General features: G+C 62.0%; 15 protein-coding genes. 2 read left to right on the top strand and 13 right to left on the bottom strand.

The features are described from left to right. Nucleotides 1-21: 21 nt before the first annotated feature. The 4 genes from BV911_RS09320 to BV911_RS09335 form a co-directional block, all read right to left on the bottom strand. Nucleotides 22-393 carry a DUF3775 domain-containing protein gene (locus BV911_RS09320; RefSeq protein ID WP_086053339.1) on the bottom strand — a complete coding sequence of 124 codons (372 nt, stop codon included), beginning with the start codon at nucleotides 391-393 and terminating at the stop codon, nucleotides 22-24. A 72-nt stretch (nucleotides 394-465) separates the two neighbouring features. After that, a complete protein-coding gene (locus BV911_RS09325) occupies nucleotides 466-1206 on the bottom strand; it encodes an SDR family oxidoreductase (protein WP_086053404.1) in 741 nt (246 codons plus the stop codon). 71 nt (nucleotides 1207-1277) lie between these two features. Then, the gene (locus BV911_RS09330; RefSeq protein WP_086053340.1) at nucleotides 1278-2036 is read right to left on the bottom strand and encodes a DUF1365 domain-containing protein; all 759 of its coding nucleotides are present in this window, start codon (nucleotides 2034-2036) and stop codon (nucleotides 1278-1280) included. Next, nucleotides 2033-3325 (bottom strand): NAD(P)/FAD-dependent oxidoreductase, encoded by a 1293-nt coding sequence (locus tag BV911_RS09335; RefSeq protein WP_086053341.1) that lies wholly within the window; start codon nucleotides 3323-3325, stop codon nucleotides 2033-2035. The genes BV911_RS09330 and BV911_RS09335 overlap by 4 nt, the downstream gene beginning before the upstream one ends. Before the next feature lie 252 nt (nucleotides 3326-3577). Between BV911_RS09335 and BV911_RS09340 the strand changes: the two genes are divergently transcribed. After that, complete coding sequence (locus tag BV911_RS09340; protein ID WP_086053405.1) at nucleotides 3578-4132, top strand: sigma-70 family RNA polymerase sigma factor; 555 nt, start codon at nucleotides 3578-3580, stop codon at nucleotides 4130-4132. An 8-nt stretch (nucleotides 4133-4140) separates the two neighbouring features. Beyond that, complete coding sequence (locus BV911_RS09345; protein WP_086053342.1) at nucleotides 4141-4785, top strand: ChrR family anti-sigma-E factor; 645 nt, start codon at nucleotides 4141-4143, stop codon at nucleotides 4783-4785. Nucleotides 4786-4802: 17 nt separating this feature from the next. Here BV911_RS09345 and BV911_RS09350 read toward each other — a convergent pair whose 3' ends face one another. The 9 genes from BV911_RS09350 to BV911_RS09390 all read right to left on the bottom strand — a co-directional run bounded on the left by BV911_RS09350 (nucleotide 4803) and on the right by BV911_RS09390 (nucleotide 16625). Beyond that, nucleotides 4803-6332, bottom strand: a complete 1530-nt coding sequence (locus tag BV911_RS09350; protein WP_086053343.1) for a serine hydrolase — start codon at nucleotides 6330-6332, stop codon at nucleotides 4803-4805. A gap of 67 nt (nucleotides 6333-6399) precedes the next feature. Continuing rightward, nucleotides 6400-7563 (bottom strand): DNA recombination protein RmuC, encoded by a 1164-nt coding sequence (locus BV911_RS09355; protein ID WP_086053344.1) that lies wholly within the window; start codon nucleotides 7561-7563, stop codon nucleotides 6400-6402. Beyond that, on the bottom strand, nucleotides 7560-9407 hold the full coding sequence (gene mutL, locus BV911_RS09360; protein WP_086053345.1) for a DNA mismatch repair endonuclease MutL: 1848 nt from the start codon (nucleotides 9405-9407) through the stop codon (nucleotides 7560-7562). Before mutL ends, BV911_RS09355 begins: the two co-directional genes overlap by 4 nt. Before the next feature lie 42 nt (nucleotides 9408-9449). After that, entirely contained in the window at nucleotides 9450-10763 is a 1314-nt protein-coding gene (locus BV911_RS09365) for a pitrilysin family protein (protein WP_086053346.1), read from the bottom strand. Next, entirely contained in the window at nucleotides 10760-12109 is a 1350-nt protein-coding gene (locus BV911_RS09370; RefSeq protein ID WP_086053347.1) for a pitrilysin family protein, read from the bottom strand. The genes BV911_RS09365 and BV911_RS09370 overlap by 4 nt, the downstream gene beginning before the upstream one ends. A 103-nt stretch (nucleotides 12110-12212) precedes the next feature. After that, nucleotides 12213-12758: a DUF3035 domain-containing protein gene (locus BV911_RS09375; protein ID WP_086053348.1), complete on the bottom strand. Its 546-nt coding sequence runs from the start codon at nucleotides 12756-12758 to the stop codon at nucleotides 12213-12215. A gap of 54 nt (nucleotides 12759-12812) precedes the next feature. Next, the gene (lspA, locus tag BV911_RS09380) at nucleotides 12813-13274 is read right to left on the bottom strand and encodes a signal peptidase II (protein ID WP_086053349.1); all 462 of its coding nucleotides are present in this window, start codon (nucleotides 13272-13274) and stop codon (nucleotides 12813-12815) included. A 7-nt stretch (nucleotides 13275-13281) separates the two neighbouring features. Then, complete coding sequence (gene purH / locus BV911_RS09385) at nucleotides 13282-14868, bottom strand: bifunctional phosphoribosylaminoimidazolecarboxamide formyltransferase/IMP cyclohydrolase (RefSeq protein WP_086053350.1); 1587 nt, start codon at nucleotides 14866-14868, stop codon at nucleotides 13282-13284. Between the two features lie 11 nt (nucleotides 14869-14879). Then, complete coding sequence (locus BV911_RS09390) at nucleotides 14880-16625, bottom strand: heparinase II/III family protein (RefSeq protein WP_086053351.1); 1746 nt, start codon at nucleotides 16623-16625, stop codon at nucleotides 14880-14882. Nucleotides 16626-16627: the final 2 nt, after the last annotated feature.

The raw sequence follows: 16627 nt of genomic DNA on the forward strand, positions 1-16627 counted from the left end.
TATCGCCTCGCCCGCGGACAGCTACATCAAATCGTCTTCCACGTCAGTGGCTGAGACGCCCAACGCCTCTAATCCGCTCTCAAGAAACGACGATAACTGCGGAATTCCCAAAAGATAATCTTCGGTCGGAGTGGTTGCTTCACGCGCGGCGGTGGCGAGGGCTTCGTCATACTCATCGGCGCTGAAATCCTCGCGGCCAATCCACAGCACTGCGACGAGGCTATACTTTTCATCGTCGGTGAGACTGGACACGAAACTGCGGAACTCCTGTTCAGCAATGGCGCCGCCAGAGCGGTGCCGAACCCCATCATGGGCCCCCACCTGCGTGGATTCGCCAATTTCGCGCGCCAGAAGGATCACTTCAGCGATGGTGTCCGAATGCAGTTCGGGCATCTCAACCTCCTTGGTCAGTCACTCTGAAAAAGCTGGTCAAACCCCGGGCGGGACCTGCCCAACGCGTTCCTTTCAGTTCTTGGCCCCAAACAGCCGGATGTAAAGCCCGTCCGGTAAAAATCGGCTCAGCCGAAACACCAACGAGAATAGCCAAGGAAAATTGAACGACCGCCGGCCACCCGAAATTCCGCGCATCATCGCCGCAGCCGCCGGGTCGGCATCCATGATAAACGGCATGGTAAAGTCGTTCTTGTCGGTCAGGCGGGTACGGATAAAGCCGGGATTGGCGATTTGAACCCGCACACCTGTGGCGTGCAAGTCGGCCTGAAGGCTTTCCCCCAACCCCATCAGCGCCGCTTTGCCGCTGGCATAGCCAATAGCCCCGGACAGGCCGCGAAACCCCGACAAACTGCCCGTCAGCACGATATGCCCGGCCCCGCGCGCCAACATACCGGGAAGAACCGCGCCGACGGTCCGCACCGCGCCAAGATAATTCACCTCGGTCATGGCGACCACCCGGTCGGTGTGCCAGTTCTGTGCGGCCATCGGCCAATAGATACCGGCCAGATAGATCATGCCGTCAATCGCGCCGATCTGCTCTGCCGCCGCGTCGACAGCGGCTTGATCCGTGACGTCCAATGGCAGCACCTGCACCGGTCCGGGCATGTCATCTGCCAACGCCATCAGCGCCTCGGCAGAACGGGCGCTTACGATCAGTTCCGCCCCGGCCCGGTTCAGGGCGACCGATAACGCACGGCCCAGCCCATGCGAAGCGCCGATCACCCAATAGCGTTTCCCGGTCCAGTCGGTGATTTTGTGCGATGTCGGCATGGCTTATCTCTCTTTCAACGGCGGGACGATCAATGGCGCGAAGGCCGCGCGCGTCACCGGGACACATCTTTGGCCGGAGCCTCGGGGCGGTGATGCCACTGGGCCCCTTTCCACCACAGCTTAACGGCCTGCCAATGAATTAGCCCCAACACCCGGCGAGACCCGAACGGACGGCGCAGCGCGGCAGCCAGAATCGCACGGTTGGTCATCGCGCGCCGGGGGCCGATTAAATTAGTAAACAACCGCCCCTGTTCCGTCTGAAACACGATCCACAACCCGATCCGGTCGTCGCGGATATCAAAGCGAAACCGATAGTCACCGGCAATCGGTTGAAACGGCGAGACGTGAAAGATTTTCTGCGCTCGGATCTCGTCACTGCGGGTGATGGGGCGCTGGTCGGGCAAAGCGCAGAGATAGGAATGCCGGTCGCCAAATGTATTCGATACCTCTGCGATCACCGCCTGTAACGTCCCGCTGCCACCGTAGCACAGCCAAAAACTAACGGGGTTGAACACATGGCCCAACACCCGAGGTTGAGCCAGCAACAGGATCGGTCCATCTGCACGATCCAGCCCATAGGCCGCAAGCACCTCGCGCACCCAAGCCGTGCCCCGCCCCTTTCCCGGCGCCCCGCCATGATCGCTGTCATATAGGGATGTCAGGTTGCGGCGGTTGCGGGAAAACAGCGATGGGCCACCGGGCTGATCGGGGTCCAGCAGGCAAAAATCCACGGAATAGCGAAACGCATTCCGGATGGCGCCCTCGCGACTGTGGAACGTTTCGCCCGCAATTAAGTCGATCCCGGCACTCATGCAGCCAGCGCCGTTTGTCGCCGGGCCAACGCCGTTGCAACCTCAAGCCCGCTGGCCAATCCGTCCTCGTGAAAACCGTTTTTCATCCATGCGCCGCAGAACCATGTGTTGGCCGAGCCATTATGGGCCGCAATCGCCGTTTGCGCCGCCAAGGCCGCCACATCATAGACCGGATGCCGAAAGGTGGTCCGATCATAGATCAAATCGGGATTGATCGGCCGGATCGGGTTCAGGGTCACAAACAACGGGTCCTCCATCGGGATCGGTTGCAGGGAGTTCATCCAATAAGTCAGCGCGATCCGGTCGTCGTCATGGCCCCGCGCTTCGGCATAATTCCACGATGCCCAACAACGCCGTCGCCGCGGCATCAGCGATGTGTCCGCATGCAAGACCGCTTCATTCGGTTGATAACGGATCGCCGACAAGGTTCGTGCTTCGGTTTCGGTGGGATCGCCCAGCATCGCGAGGCTGTCATCAGCATGGGTGGCAAACACCACATCATCGAACACCTGCCAATCCTCGCCCTGCGGCTTGATCCGAACCCCAAGCGGTGACCGCTCGACCCGCTCAATCGCGGTACCGGTTCGGATCTCGACGTGCCTCTGGCGCAGCGATGCCTCCAGACGGCGCACATATTCGATCGATCCGCCCGCCACAGTGAACCATTGATGCTGGCCGCTGGTCGCCAGCAAGGCATGATTGCGAAAAAACTGGATCAGCGCCTTGGCCGGAAAGTTTAGGATACCGCGACTCGGCGTCGACCAGATCGCCCCTGAGAACGGCAGCAAGTAATAATCCCGAAACCATGCGCCGCCGTCCAGCTTGTCCAAAAACGCCCCGATGGTCATGCCGTCCTCATCCGCCAGCGTTTCCGCCAGCCGGTTGAACTTTAGAATATCTCGGAACATGCACAGAAACTTGGGGTTAACGACGTTGCGACGTTGACCGAACAGCGCGTTCAGCGATGACAGCGCGTATTCGATCCGACCACCGTCAATCGACGCGGCAAAGGTCATCCGACTTGGCGCAACCGGCACCTGCAACTCGTCGAACAAGGCGGTCAGGCGCGGATAGGTCTGATAATTAAAGACGATAAAGCCGGTATCCACAGGCTGCTGGCCCGAGCGACCCGCCATAACCGTCCGGGCGTGACCACCGAGACGCGGCGCGCTTTCAAACAGCGTCACCCGGCAGCCGCGCGCCAATTCATGGGCCGCCCCCATACCAGAGATCCCTCCGCCAATGACGGCAACGTGTCGAACTGGGACGGCGGGGACATCATAGGGCATGGGCAACTCGCACTGTTGAGGATCACAATACATACGCGGACCAATCGCAACCGGATCAGAATAAGCCCCACAACGTCCGTTGCACGAATGAACGCCGGGCCACCGCGAGATAAATTGATCTGATCTGCGGGCTGCGCCGTACTCATCCTTGTATCTGTCGCGCCGCATGACCGCCATTCATTTGCGGTAGACCCGCCGGGGAAGACGGTTAAGGTGTGGGCCGGACATGGAAATGCGCGGCCGGCAGAACAGATGAGTGGATCAGACACGAACCATCCGGAGGATCAATGGATCGATTGCGTGTGCCGCATTCGCGATTACCGCGATCAGGCCGCCTTCGCGCAGCTATTCGCGTATTTCGCCCCACGGGTGAAAGGCTTCCTGATCAAATCGGGCGCGCCGGACGGTCTGGCCGAAGACTGCACCCAAGAGGTGATGGCGACCCTTTGGCAAAAGGCGCATCTGTTCGACAGTTCGCGCGCCTCGGTTGCAACATGGGTGTTCACGATCGCGCGCAATCGCAAGATCGACCTGCTGCGCAAAGACCGCCGCCCTGCCCCCGAGGACTTGGCTTGGGGCCACAAGGCAGAGCCGGACCAGGCCGATGTGATCGGATTGCAGCAGGAAAGCCTGCGGGTCACCGCCGCGCTGAAAGCCCTGCCCGACAAACAACGCATCCTCGTCGAGCGCGCCTATTACGGGGACTTGTCGCATAGCGAAATCGCCGCAGAAACCGGGCTGCCCCTTGGCACGATCAAGTCTCGGATTAGGTTGGCACTGGAACGCTTGCGTCACGAGATGAAATAGAGAGTAGAATGATGGTCAAGCACCACCTACCTGACGAATATCTGATGGCTTACTCGGCAGGCATCCTGTCCGAAAGCTTCAGCTTGGTTGTCGCGGCGCATGTGTCGCTCTCCGATGACAGCCGTGCCCGGATGGAAGCTTATGATGCGGTCGGCGGGGCGGTGTTGGACTCGGCGCCGGTTGCAAACCTGTCCGACGGCAGCTTGCAGGCAACGCTCGACCGGATCATGGGTGCCCCCGCCGGGCCGTCCGCTGATGAACCGATTGGCCAAGGCGCGTTTCCGGCGCCTCTGCAAGAGTATGTCGGCGGCGATCTTGACGCGGTCAAGTGGCGCTCGGTCGGGATGGGGGTGAAACAGGCGATCCTGAAAAAGGATGGCAGCACCTCGGTGCGACTGCTCTACATCCCCAAGGGCATGGCGATGCCGGACCACAGTCACGGCGGCCTTGAAATGACGCTGGTACTGCAAGGTGCCTATCGGGACGATGACGGCGAATTTCACCGGGGCGATATCGAGGTCGCAAACGATGAAACCCAGCACACCCCGGTCGCCTTCGGGCCAGAGGATTGCATCTGCCTGACCGCCACCGACGCCCGTCTCAAATTCACCTCGATTCTGCCCCGGCTTGCGCAGCCTTTCCTGCAAATCTAGGATCCGCTGAGGCCGCCTCAGCGCCGGAACGTCCCCCAGTCATCTGCCGCCAGATAATCGATGCGAAGCGCAGGCGACGCGCCATTCACGGCCGCATCGAATGTCACCTCCGCAACCGAGCCGGCAGGCATATTTTCGTTGAGCACGTCATAAACAAACCGGTCCCCCGACCAATGCGTCAGCGGAAAGCTCAGACCGTTCGGGCCAAGGCTCAGGGTGAGGCTGCCATCGGTCGCAGTGATGGTCGCCGGACCGAAGAACGCATGATCATAGGTCCCGGCATAGCTGTCCAGCGGGCCCGCCGGTGCCGGATCTGTTGGCGGCACCTGGCCAGCCAGTTCCCCGACCGGGGCGCGGAAGGGACGGAAGCCTTCGGAAAACAGGCCCCACCAATCCCGCTGTGCGGCCCCAAATTCGGCCACGTCCACAAAGGTCTGCGCGATGGCTTCCGGCGCACCAACCGGGGTGCCGTTGGTGAAAACCACAATGCCAAGCCCTGCTTCTGGGATCATCACATAGCGAGTTGCCGCCCCCAGCACGAAAGCGCCGGAATGGCTTAGCCGCACCCGGCCCGTCGCATCCGGCCCCACCCCGAAGCCAAAGCCATAGAACTCAGGCAAGGTTGCCGCGGTGGCGGACCGGCGCGAAATCACCTGCGGCGTGACCGCCGGCAGCAGGTTCGAGGCCGCCACCAACGGCGCATCACCGCCTTCCAGCACCATGATCATCCATTTGGCGAAATCGGTCACGGTTGAACTCATCCCGCCTGCAGGGGACTGCGCATCAGGCTGGCGGGACCGGTACGGCGTAAAGACCTCATTCACGAGGGTATGGCCGATGGCGCGCTCTTCATGGGCTACGAAATCGTCGAACCGACTGCTGGTCCGGGTCATGCCCAATGGCGCATACAGGGTCGCTTCGCTGAGACTTGCCCAATCGGTGCCCGCAGCGACCGCCACCGCTTCGGCGGCGGCGGTCAGCCCGAAATTGCTATAGCCATAGCTGATCCGAAACGGCAGCAGCGGCAGCAAATCCAATCTCGACAGCACCTCGCGGCGATCAAAGCCTAGATCCTCTAACACATCTCCGGCTTTTTCTGGCAGGCCGGAACGATGGGAAAACAGATCGCCGATGGTGACATGAGACGACACCCAAGTGTCCGACAGATCGAACCACGGCAGCAGCGACTGCACCGGCGTCGTCCAATCCACCTCGGTCTCGGCGATCTGCCCCGCGACGACCGTAGCGGCGACACTTTTCGACAAAGACGCAATCTGGAACACCGTATCCGGGGTTACCGCACCGGGGTGCCCAAGCTCGCGCACCCCATAGCCCTTGGAAAAAATCGTGTCGCCCTCATGAACCACCGCGACCGCGACTCCGGGCACCCCCGAGGCGGTCATGGCGTCGGCAACGATGCCGTCCAAGGCCGCAACTGCCGCCGCAACGTTCAGGTCGGCGGGCCGGTCCTGTGCCAGCCCTGTGCCCGCCGCCACCAAGGCGGCCAAGGTAAAAACTGTCGGCAGAGGGTAAAGTCGACGGAGCATCGCGTTACATCCCGGTTTGTTTCAATATTTGAAACTATGCACGGAACCTAGCTTGACGCAACGTCGCTCAGCGGCTGACCAAAGGCAAAAGCGCCGCTTTTTCCGGCACCGTTTCCTCAAAATCGAAATCATCCATCTTCCGCGCCCGGCGGCCGATCTTGTCAGCCGAGATTTTAATCTCGCCCACATCTTTGATGGCTTGGTTGAAATGCTTGTCCAAATTGTCGACGCGGCCACTTAGCCGTTCAACATCGGCATAAAGATAGGCCAGTTCGCGCCGGATGATCCCGGCCTGTTCCCGCATCCGAACGTCTTTGAGCACCGCGCGCAGGGTGTTCAGGGTCGCCATGCAGGTGGTCGGGGACACCAGCCAGACCCGCGCAGAAAACCCTTCGCGCACCAGATCAGGAAAGCTTGCATGCAGTTCAGAATAGACCGCCTCTGACGGCACAAACATCAGCGCCCCGTCGGCGGTTTCGCCGTGCAGAATATACTTTTCGGAAATGGCCTTGATGTGGGCCCGGATCGCCGCCCGCATCTCTCGGCGGGCCGCTGTCACCTCGGCGTCACTATTGGCGTTGATCAGCGATTCATAGGGTTCTAGGGGAAATTTGCTATCGATCACCAGCGGCCCGGGCGGGTCCGGCAGGTGGATCAGGCAATCGGCACGCTTGCCATTGCTCAGCGTCGCCTGAAACGTATAGGCGTCGGGCGGCAACGCTTTGCGCACGATGTCCCCCATCTGGATCTCGCCAAACGCGCCGCGGGCCTGCTTGTTCGACAGAATGTCCTGAAGGCCCAACACATTGCCCGACAGTTTTTCGATATTCGCCTGCGCCTTATCGATGGTTTCCAGACGGGTCTGCAATTCGCCCAGTGACCGCGCCGTTCGGGTCGCCGTGCCATGCAGGGTATCGCCCATGGATTTGGTGACCTCTTCCAGCCGCCGCTCCATCGTCTCCATCATCTGGGCTTGGGTCCGGGTCTGGGCGTCGGTCACTTGGATCAGCCCGCCCGTCAACTGATGCTGGTGTTGCGCAATGCCGTCCACCCGCTGACCAAGCCCGGACAGTTGCCGCCCCATCGGTTCCATGATCTGCGCCGACCGACCCGCCATCCGCAACGCCATCACCAGCAACCACAGAACCAATAGCGCGAACGCCCCCGCGCACAGACCGCCAAGCACCAGCGGATCCTGAAGGTTCAGAGAGATCTCACCGATCTGGATCATGTGCGCCCGAACAGCCGTTCAATATCAGCCAGCTTCAGCTCGACATAGGTGGGTCTGCCATGGTTGCACTGACCGGAATGGGGCGTGGCCTCCATCTCGCGCAGCAGGGCGTTCATCTCGTCGGCCTGCATCCGCCGCCCGGATCGGACCGAGCCATGACAGGCCATCCGCGACAACACTGCCAACAGCTTGGCCTCAAGGCTTTGGCTTTCGCCCTGATCTTCCAATTCGTCCAGAATATCGCGCACCAGCGCAGTGGCATCCACCGGCCCAAGCAGTGCTGGCGTTTCCCGCACTGCGATCGCGCCGGGGCCGAACGGTTCCAGCCCCAACCCAAGGCGGGACAGGTCCTCGGCATGGTCCAACAACCGCGCCGCTGCATCCGCGTCCAACTCGACAATCTCGGGGATCAGCAACGCTTGCGCCGCAACGCCCCGTTCGGCTTTTTGCGCCTTCAACCGCTCATAGACCAACCGCTCATGCGCCGCGTGTTGATCGACGATCACCATCCCATCGGTGGTCTGTGCGATGATGTAATTCTCGTGGACCTGCCCCCGCGCGGCGCCCAAAGGTCGCCCGGTCACTGGGATGTTGGGCTCGGGCGCAGGCGGATCAATCCGGGCCGAGGGCGCGGTCATCTCGGCAAAGCCAGCCATCGGCGGCTGCGGCGCTTGCGCGGTATAACTGGCCCCGCGCAAAGCCATGCTGGGCCGGTCCATCTGATAGACCCGCGCGCCGACCCCTTCGGGACGCATCGCGCCCAAGGTTGCCCCGGCCACGGTGCTAGACGCCCGATGCCCCGCCTCGGCCAAAGCATGGCGCAGCGCCGAGACGATCAGCCCGCGTACCATCCCCGGGTCCCGGAATCGGACTTCGGATTTGGCCGGATGCACATTCACATCGACCAGCGTTGGCGGAACATCCAGAAACAGCGCCGCTGCCGGATGCCGGTCACGACTGAGAAAATCCATATAGGCGCCGCGCAGCGCCCCGATCAGCAGCTTGTCGCGCACTGGCCTGCTGTTGACGAACAGGAACTGCGCCACCGCAGAGCCGCGCGAATAAGTTGGCAGCGCGGCATAGCCGGTCAGATGAATGCCGTCGCGTTCGGCGTCGATGGTGACGGCATTCTCGGAAAACTCGCGCCCCAGAATGCGGCCAAGCCGCCCGTAAAGCGCCCCCCACAGATCACCGGTTTCCGCATCGGCGCGCAGGATCACCCGACCCTCGCCACCGCCACTGAGATCGCGCAACGTGAACCCGACAAAGGGCTGCGCCATGGCCAAACGTTTGATCACATCGGCAATTGCTTGCGCTTCGGCGCGGTCGCTTCGCATAAATTTCAGCCGCGCGGGGGTGGCGTGGAACAAATCCCGCAATTCGACTTTTGTGCCGCTTGTTAACGCCGCTGGCCTGACTGGCCCCAAGACGCCGCCCGACACTGAAATCTCAGAGGCCTCGACTCCGGCGCTGCGACTTGTCACCACCAAACGGCCCACCGCGCCAAGCGACGGCAACGCCTCGCCGCGGAAGCCAAAACTGTGGATATTCAACAGATCAGAGCCATCGATTTTCGACGTGGCGTGGCGCGACAGGGCCAGCGGCAGATCTTCGGCCAGCATGCCGTGACCGTCATCGGTGACCCGGATCAAAGTCTTGCCGCCATCAGCATAGGCCACGTCGATGCGGGTCGCCCCCGCATCCAGCGCGTTCTCGACCAACTCTTTAACCGCCGAGGCCGGACGTTCCACGACCTCGCCTGCCGCAATCCGATTAATCGCGACATCGTCTAACTGAACGATCCGTGGGTGACTTGTGCTTATGTTGTGACTGGTGGCTGACATGCCACCAGACCTAGCATGAGGCCGTCCGATTCGACCAGAGGATCAGTTGCCAAGATCGAGGCCCTCGGGCTGCCCAACGATCACAAAACTCAGCGCGTCAGGGTCCAGCAATTCCCCTGCAACCCGGCGCGCATCCTCAAGGGTGACGGCCTCGACCTTGTCATTTCTGGTCGCGATATAATCAATCGACAGACCGTCGATCTGCATGCCCACGACGATCCGCGCCAGCGAGTCATTGCCGTCAAAACGCAGCGGATAGGCCCCGGTCAGATAGGTCTTGGCCTGATCCAGCTCAGCTTGCGTTGGCCCGTCGGCTTGCATTTTCGCCCATTCCTCACGGATGACGGCGACCGTTTCTGCGGCGCGTTCGTTGGCGGTTGAGGCTTGGCCGACCAAGAGTTCAGACTGATCTTTCTGGGCCAGATACGCATAAATCCCGTAGGTCAAACCGCGTTTCTCACGCACCTCGGTCATCAAGCGCGCCCCAAAACCGCCGCCGGAAAAAATCTGGTTCACCACATAGGCCGCAAAGAAATCCGGGTCATCCCGCGCCATACCGGGCTGCGCAAATTGGATGACCGATTGCGGCGTCTCAAACGGCACCACGTCCACGTCACCGGTCAGCAACAGCGGTGCCGGTCCCGGCAAAGGCGCGCCAGTTTCAGGCAGATCCGCCAGCAATGTGTCAATCACCTCGGCCAGTTTTTCTGGTGAAATGTCCCCGGCGGCACCGATGTAAATCCGGTCCTGCGCCATCGCCCCGGCATGGGCCGCCAACAGATCCTCGCGCGTCAAAGCCGCGACGCTGTCAAGGGTCCCGTCGCCATCGCTGCCATAGGGATGATCCCCGAACGCCAATTTGGCAAAGGTCTGGGAGGCAATCGCACCGGGGTCTTCGGCGTCCGAGCGCAGCCCAGCCAGAACTTGCGCCCGGACCCGTTCCACGGCAACCGGATCCATACTGGGCGCCGTGATCGCCTGTTTCAACAACGCCACCGCGTCATCCGTTGTCTCGCTGAGGAACCGGGCCGACACCGTGACGGTGTCGTCACTGGCGCGGAAGCCAAAGCTGGCGGCCAGATCATCCCGGGCTTCAGCAAAGCCGCGGGCATCCAGATCGCCGCTGCCTTCTTCCAGCAGCGCCGTCATCAGATTCACCGCGCCCCGCTTGCCGGGTGCATCCACCGACGTGCCGCCGCGAAACCAGATCTCAAGGGAGACAAACGGGATCGACGGCTCTTCGACTAGCCAAGCCGTGAACCCCGCCGGTGTTTCGACCTCTTGGATGTCCACATCCGCAAAGGCGGGCGCGGTGGTCGCGGCCAGAAAGGCCAGTGTAGTCAAAAACCGGGTCATTGCGTCACCTCCGTCTCGGCGGCGATCGGCGCACGCAGCCATCCTGTCACCGAATTGCGGTCTTGAAAGACCATCTCTGCTGCCGCCATGATCTGCTCTGGCGTCACGGCCTGAATGACCTCAGGCCAGGCCTGAACATCCGCAACCGTCAGACCAGAGGTCAGCGCGTCCCCATAGCGACGCGCCAAACCTTGGGCGTCATCCATCGAATAGATCGCATCGGCGGCGTATTGCCGCTTCAGTCGCGCCAGATGATCCTCATCGACCCCTTCGATCATGAACTGCCGCAGCACATCGTCCAGCGCGGCTTCGGCATCGGCCAGAGACACGCCATCCACCGGTACAACGGTCAAATTGAAGGTGGTCGCATCCAGCGACGTGCCTGCGTAATAGGCGGCGGTGTACAGGGCGACTTCGGTGTCAAACTGCAACTTCCGGCCAAGCACCGATGTGGCCGGACCGTCGCCCAGCAAATTCCCAAGCAATGACAGCGCGGCGGCCTGCTCTTGGTCGCCACTGTTGCGTTCGGGGGCCAGATAGCTGCGAACCACATAGGGCTGGGCGATGCGCGGATCCTCGAACACCAAGCGTCGCGCGGCGATCTGTGGTGGCTCGATCACCCGGTCCCGCTCGGCAAGGTCGGGGTTGGGCACGAGCCCGCCGTAATAGGTTTCGGCCAAGCTGCGAACCTCATCCGGCGTGACGTCGCCGGCCACGATCAGGATGGCGTTGTTCGGGACATAGAACCGGCGATAAAACGCCAGCGCATCTTCGGCGGTCAACGCTTCGACCTCATGCCGCCAGCCAATCACCGGACGACCATAGGGATGGTTCAGATACTGCGCGGCACTGGCCTGTTCGCGGAACAATGCGTCGGGATTGCTGTCGGTCCGCTGGTTGCGCTCTTCCAGAACCACACTCACTTCCGGCGCGGTCAATTCGTCGGTCAGTTGAAGGTTGGTCATCCGATCCGCCTCCATCTCCATCATCAAGGGCAGACGGTCGGCGGCAATGCGCTGAAAATATCCGGTATAATCCCAAGAAGTGAAAGCATTGTCATTGCCGCCGTTGGCTTCGACGATCTGGCTGAACTCACCCGGGCTGCGGATCTCAGTGCCTTTGAACATCAGGTGTTCCAGCAAATGCGCGATCCCGGACTTGCCCGGCATCTCGTCCGCCGCCCCGACCTTATACCACAGCATATGCACCACGGCGGGCGACCGGTGGTCTTCGATCACCACCACGTCCAAGCCGTTCTCAAGTGTGAATTCGGTGACGGCCTCGGCATGGGCTGGCACCATCGCCATCAGCGCAAGGCCAGTGCCGAACAGAACTGAGCGAAACATCCGCGATCTCCCTGTCATTTCGGGGGACAGTTACGCCGTTCCGAAGCCAGCGCAAGGGACCCTACGCGGTTGTGACCGAAGCTGATCGGGCAGTCGCCCCTGATTACTCGGCCAACACGATCGGCGGGGCCGACGGGGTCGGAAGCCCGGCCCGGCGCAACCGCTCAAGTTCTTCCTCTTGATTGAGCGAGAATTGGGCGTAGGCGCGGTAATAGACGTTTGCGTTGGTGATCCGTTCCAAAAGCAGGCCGGTATTGGCCTTGCGGAACCGCAGATCATCTTCGGCAAGCGAGGTGCGGATATTCGGCGCTACGCCCAACCGCGACGCATAGCTCACCAAACCTTGATCCGACGCTGGGATCCCCTGCTGGTCCAGCGCCTGAACCGTGCCGCCCAATGCCAAGACAGCATCCTGCTGCGGGGTCGGCGCCGCCAAGTTCACACCGCCGGGGGTTGGCGCAACAAGATCCTTATTCGGCGGGATCACCAAGGGCTTCGCCGGGGTCACCAGAAACTCGTCCGGCCCGGTCTGACTGGCGGCAAAATTCATCAATTGCGGGTCACCGCCCGAACAGGCGGCAAGCAGCAGAATGGTCGCAAGGGCAGGCAGGCGCAGGGTCACGTGGCTCAGGTCTCCGGTGGAACGCATGATATGTCTACCTCAACTCACCCGCCCCGTCACGGGGGGTTATGCCCCCTGCAGTTACGCAGAGGATTTTCCCCAGATGACAAGGGCGATGGCCCCCGCGAAGATGCCGACATCGGCCAGATTGAAGACGTACGGGTTGGCGATCCCGCAACAGGACATGTTCAGGAAGTCGGCAACGGCGCCATAGACCACCCGATCAAGCACATTGCCCAATGCGCCGCCGACCAATACCCCGGCGGCGATCATCATCCCGACACGGCCATCACGCCGCGCCCACAGCGTGACCCAGATCGAAATTACAATCGCCACCGCGATCAGGATCCAACGGGCGGCATCTGGCTGGCCCGAGAGCAATCCAAAATTGATCCCCTCGTTCCAGCCCATACGAAATTGCAGCCATGGCGGCACAACGTCAATATAATGACGCGTTTTCAGCCCCATACCATGAACCACGGCCCATTTAGAGCCCTGGTCCAAAGCCAGCATTGCCAGCAGGCTGATCACATAAGCACGCATCGGCGACTTAATGCCGGAAATGGCGCATGCCGGTAAAGACCATCGCCAATCCGGCCGCATCCGCCGCCTCGATGACCTCGGCGTCGCGCACAGATCCGCCCGGTTGAATCACGGCGGTGGCACCGGCTTCGGCGGCAGCGATCAAACCATCCGCGAAGGGAAAGAAGGCGTCCGAAGCCACAGCCGATCCGATGGTCAAAGGCGCGTCCAGCCCCATCGCCTCGGCCATGTCTTCGGCTTTGCGCGCCGCGATCCGGGTGCTGTCAACGCGGCTCATCTGGCCCGCGCCGATCCCGACGGTCCGCGCGCCGTTCACATAGACAATGGCGTTGGACTTGACGTGTTTCGCAACTTTCCACGCAATCATCAGGTCGGCCAGTTCAACATCGGTCGGCATACGCTTGGACACAACCTTCAGGTCCGCCGCCAGCACCGATCCCACGTCTTTGTCTTGAACCAGAAAGCCGCCCGACACTTGCCGCAAAACCTGCGATGCCGCCCGCGGATCCGGCAACCCGCCCGTCACCAACAGACGCAGGGCCTTTTTCTTGGCAAAGATCGCAATGGCGTCCTCATCGGCACCGGGGGCAATCACGACTTCGGTGAAAATCTTGGAAATCGCCTCGGCGGTTTCGCCATCCAGCGGCCGGTTCAGCGCAACAATGCCGCCAAAGGCCGAGGTCCGGTCACAATCATAGGCATGGGCATAGGCTTGCGCCAAGGTGGACCCATAGGCCACGCCACAAGGATTGGCGTGCTTGATGATCGCACAGGCCGGCGAGGACGGGTCCAGATCCGCCACCAATTCAAACGCTGCATCGGTGTCGTTGATGTTGTTATAGGACAACTCTTTGCCCTGAAGCTGGGTCGCGGTCGCAACCCCGGGCCGATCCGAGCCATCGGTATAGAAGGCCGCGTTTTGATGCGGGTTCTCGCCATAGCGCAGGCTTTGCGCCAAGGTTCCGGCCACAGCGCGACGGCGCGGCGCCGGGATGTTCAGCGCACCGGCCATCCAGCCCGACACGGCGGCGTCATAGGACGCGGTCCGGCCATAGGCGACCTGCGCCATCTTCTGGCGGAATTCATAGTTGGTTTGGCCGGCATTGCTGTCCAACTCGGCCAGCAGGCCGGTATAATCTTCGGGATCGGTCAAAACCGTGACGAAGCTGTGGTTCTTGGCAGCGGCGCGGATCATCGCCGGACCACCAATATCGATATTCTCAATGCAGCGGTCGTAATCGGCCCCTTCTGCCACAGTTGCCTCGAACGGATAAAGGTTTACCACCAGCAGATCGATCGGCGGGATGCCGTGGGCATTCATGGACGCCATGTGTCTGGGGTTGTCCCGCAGCGCCAGCAGGCCGCCGTGAACGCGGGGATGCAGGGTTTTGACCCGGCCATCCATCATTTCGGGGAAACCCGTCACCTCAGAGACATCCTTGACCGCCAAACCGGCCTTGCGCAGCGCATCCGCGGTGCCGCCAGTGGACAGCAACTCAACCCCCCGGGCAGCCAAAGCTGCGGCGAATTCGGCGACGCCAGTTTTGTCAGATACGGAAATCAGCGCTGTGGACAGCGGGGCGAGCTTGGTCATCTGAGGTCCTCTTAGGCCGGATCGGTTTTATCATCGGGTTGCACGTCCCGCCTGTTTGGCGGTGCGCCGACCTCTTGGGTCAGGCTCCATCGCACAAGCGTCTCGGGTCGGCTTGCAAGCCCTTCCAGCACAATCTGCTGGGTGGCACGCGGTTCGGGGTCCGTGTTCTCCAGATAGACGCTGGGGTCAAGTCGGATCGTACAGTCCGACCTGTGACCAAACACCCAAACCTCATTGTTCGGCAGGGTCAGCAGGACACGGTCAAGATCGGGGTCAACCATGCCGCGCACCGCAGGATGCAGATGAAAGCGCACCGCGAAGGGCACGCCGCGCCCGGTGGACAGCAAACCCTGCCGGTGGGCAAACTGACGCCGCTCAATTTCAGTGACGGCGCTGAGCATGTCCTCGCCCTGCAAGGCAGTGCCTTGGGCGGATAGTTCCAGCCGCCGCGCATGGATCAACCCATAGCTTTCGGCATAGCCATTATGCGCCGCGACCAGTTGCGCCGCCAAGCCGCTGGCCCACACATCGCACTGAATATCCCCCGGACCCTCGATCAGGTCTTCCCCGTCCCGACGTGCCTTGCCAAAGCGCGACGAGGATTGCCCATCTAGTGTCAGGGTCGAATGCGAGGGCGTGTTGCGCGACGCGCGCCGCCAATCGGCACCGAACCGCGCCCCCGCGCCGCAATTCACGATCAGCGGGTGGCGTCCAATGGTCGCCTCGAACGCGAGGGTCGATGCATGACCGAAGGCCCCGGCATCGCGCCCGGCAGGCGGCGCGGCACAATCGGAAATGATACTGGTGTGGCCGCGGACAAGCCGCACAAGCCCCATAGGGCGGTCACTGGTCCGCTGGCCTTTGCGCCCGATCACGGACAAAGCCGCGTCAATTTGGGCACAGTTGCCAGCGCCACCACCATGAAACCGGGCCAACCCGCCATCATTGTGCCGCAATCCCCGCACCGCCGCAGGAATACAGGTCAATGCCTGACGGTGCTGAGGACGCAGTTGGTGATCGGTGTCGGACAGAACCTCAGCGGCAAGCGCTAAGTGATGAAGCACCCGCGCCAAGGCCTCGGGGCATCGGTTCGGCAAAGTGCCATCCGGCCTGATCCAATCGCGGCACGCTTGTTCCAGAACCGCTTGTGCGGCGGATCGAAGGCGTTCGGACATGTCCAGCGCGCAGCCTGCGAGGATCAGATTGGCGCATAGTTCGAACTGAACCAGCCCCTCTGGCATGGTCTGAAACCGGTTCATCGCAAAGCGGCGGTGCCGCGCAAAGAACCGCTCCAACCGCTCGGGCGCAAGGCCGTCGGGGCCCGATGACAGCCACGCCGCATGCCGGATCACCGCCCCCAGACGGCACGACGTCTCGGCCAACGTCCAGCCGGGACCACGGCCGCGCCCAAACCGCGTCATCCAATCGGCCAGCCATTCCCGGCCGGTGCGATAGGCTTCGGGCGTTCCCGCCGCGGCCAAATCATCAAGCCAAACAAAGCCGTGCCGGGCCGCCTCGAATTCTGGTGTCGGCGCCGCGACCTGCCACAACGGGGTGCCGGGCTTGGCCTTGGCCCGGGCATCGCCAAATACCAACCGCCCGGCCAATAATCCATGGCCCTGCTCAGCCCCGCCAGACACCGGTCGCCAAGGCGCCACGATCAGACGCACTTGCTGACGCGACAGTCCCGCCAAGCGCGCCTCGATCCGGTCGCGCCAACGGAGACGGCCTTTGCCAACTGTCCACGGATCAGTCACCT

Source organism: Pseudoruegeria sp. SK021, from assembly GCF_002119405.1.
In the GTDB taxonomy this organism is placed as follows: Bacteria; Pseudomonadota; Alphaproteobacteria; order Rhodobacterales; family Rhodobacteraceae; genus Meridianimarinicoccus.

Coding starts and splice junctions, on each gene's coding strand:
- BV911_RS09320 (WP_086053339.1), bottom strand. CDS start 393: ATGCCCGAACTGCATTCGGACACCATCGCTGAAGTGATCCTTCTGGCG.
- BV911_RS09330 (WP_086053340.1), bottom strand. CDS start 2,036: ATGAGTGCCGGGATCGACTTAATTGCGGGCGAAACGTTCCACAGTCGC.
- BV911_RS09335 (WP_086053341.1), bottom strand. CDS start 3,325: ATGCCCTATGATGTCCCCGCCGTCCCAGTTCGACACGTTGCCGTCATT.
- BV911_RS09340 (WP_086053405.1), top strand. CDS start 3,578: ATGAGTGGATCAGACACGAACCATCCGGAGGATCAATGGATCGATTGC.
- BV911_RS09345 (WP_086053342.1), top strand. CDS start 4,141: ATGATGGTCAAGCACCACCTACCTGACGAATATCTGATGGCTTACTCG.
- BV911_RS09350 (WP_086053343.1), bottom strand. CDS start 6,332: ATGCTCCGTCGACTTTACCCTCTGCCGACAGTTTTTACCTTGGCCGCC.
- BV911_RS09355 (WP_086053344.1), bottom strand. CDS start 7,563: ATGATCCAGATCGGTGAGATCTCTCTGAACCTTCAGGATCCGCTGGTG.
- mutL (WP_086053345.1), bottom strand. CDS start 9,407: ATGTCAGCCACCAGTCACAACATAAGCACAAGTCACCCACGGATCGTT.
- BV911_RS09365 (WP_086053346.1), bottom strand. CDS start 10,763: ATGACCCGGTTTTTGACTACACTGGCCTTTCTGGCCGCGACCACCGCG.
- BV911_RS09370 (WP_086053347.1), bottom strand. CDS start 12,109: ATGTTTCGCTCAGTTCTGTTCGGCACTGGCCTTGCGCTGATGGCGATG.
- BV911_RS09375 (WP_086053348.1), bottom strand. CDS start 12,758: ATGCGTTCCACCGGAGACCTGAGCCACGTGACCCTGCGCCTGCCTGCC.
- lspA (WP_086053349.1), bottom strand. CDS start 13,274: ATGCGTGCTTATGTGATCAGCCTGCTGGCAATGCTGGCTTTGGACCAG.
- purH (WP_086053350.1), bottom strand. CDS start 14,868: ATGACCAAGCTCGCCCCGCTGTCCACAGCGCTGATTTCCGTATCTGAC.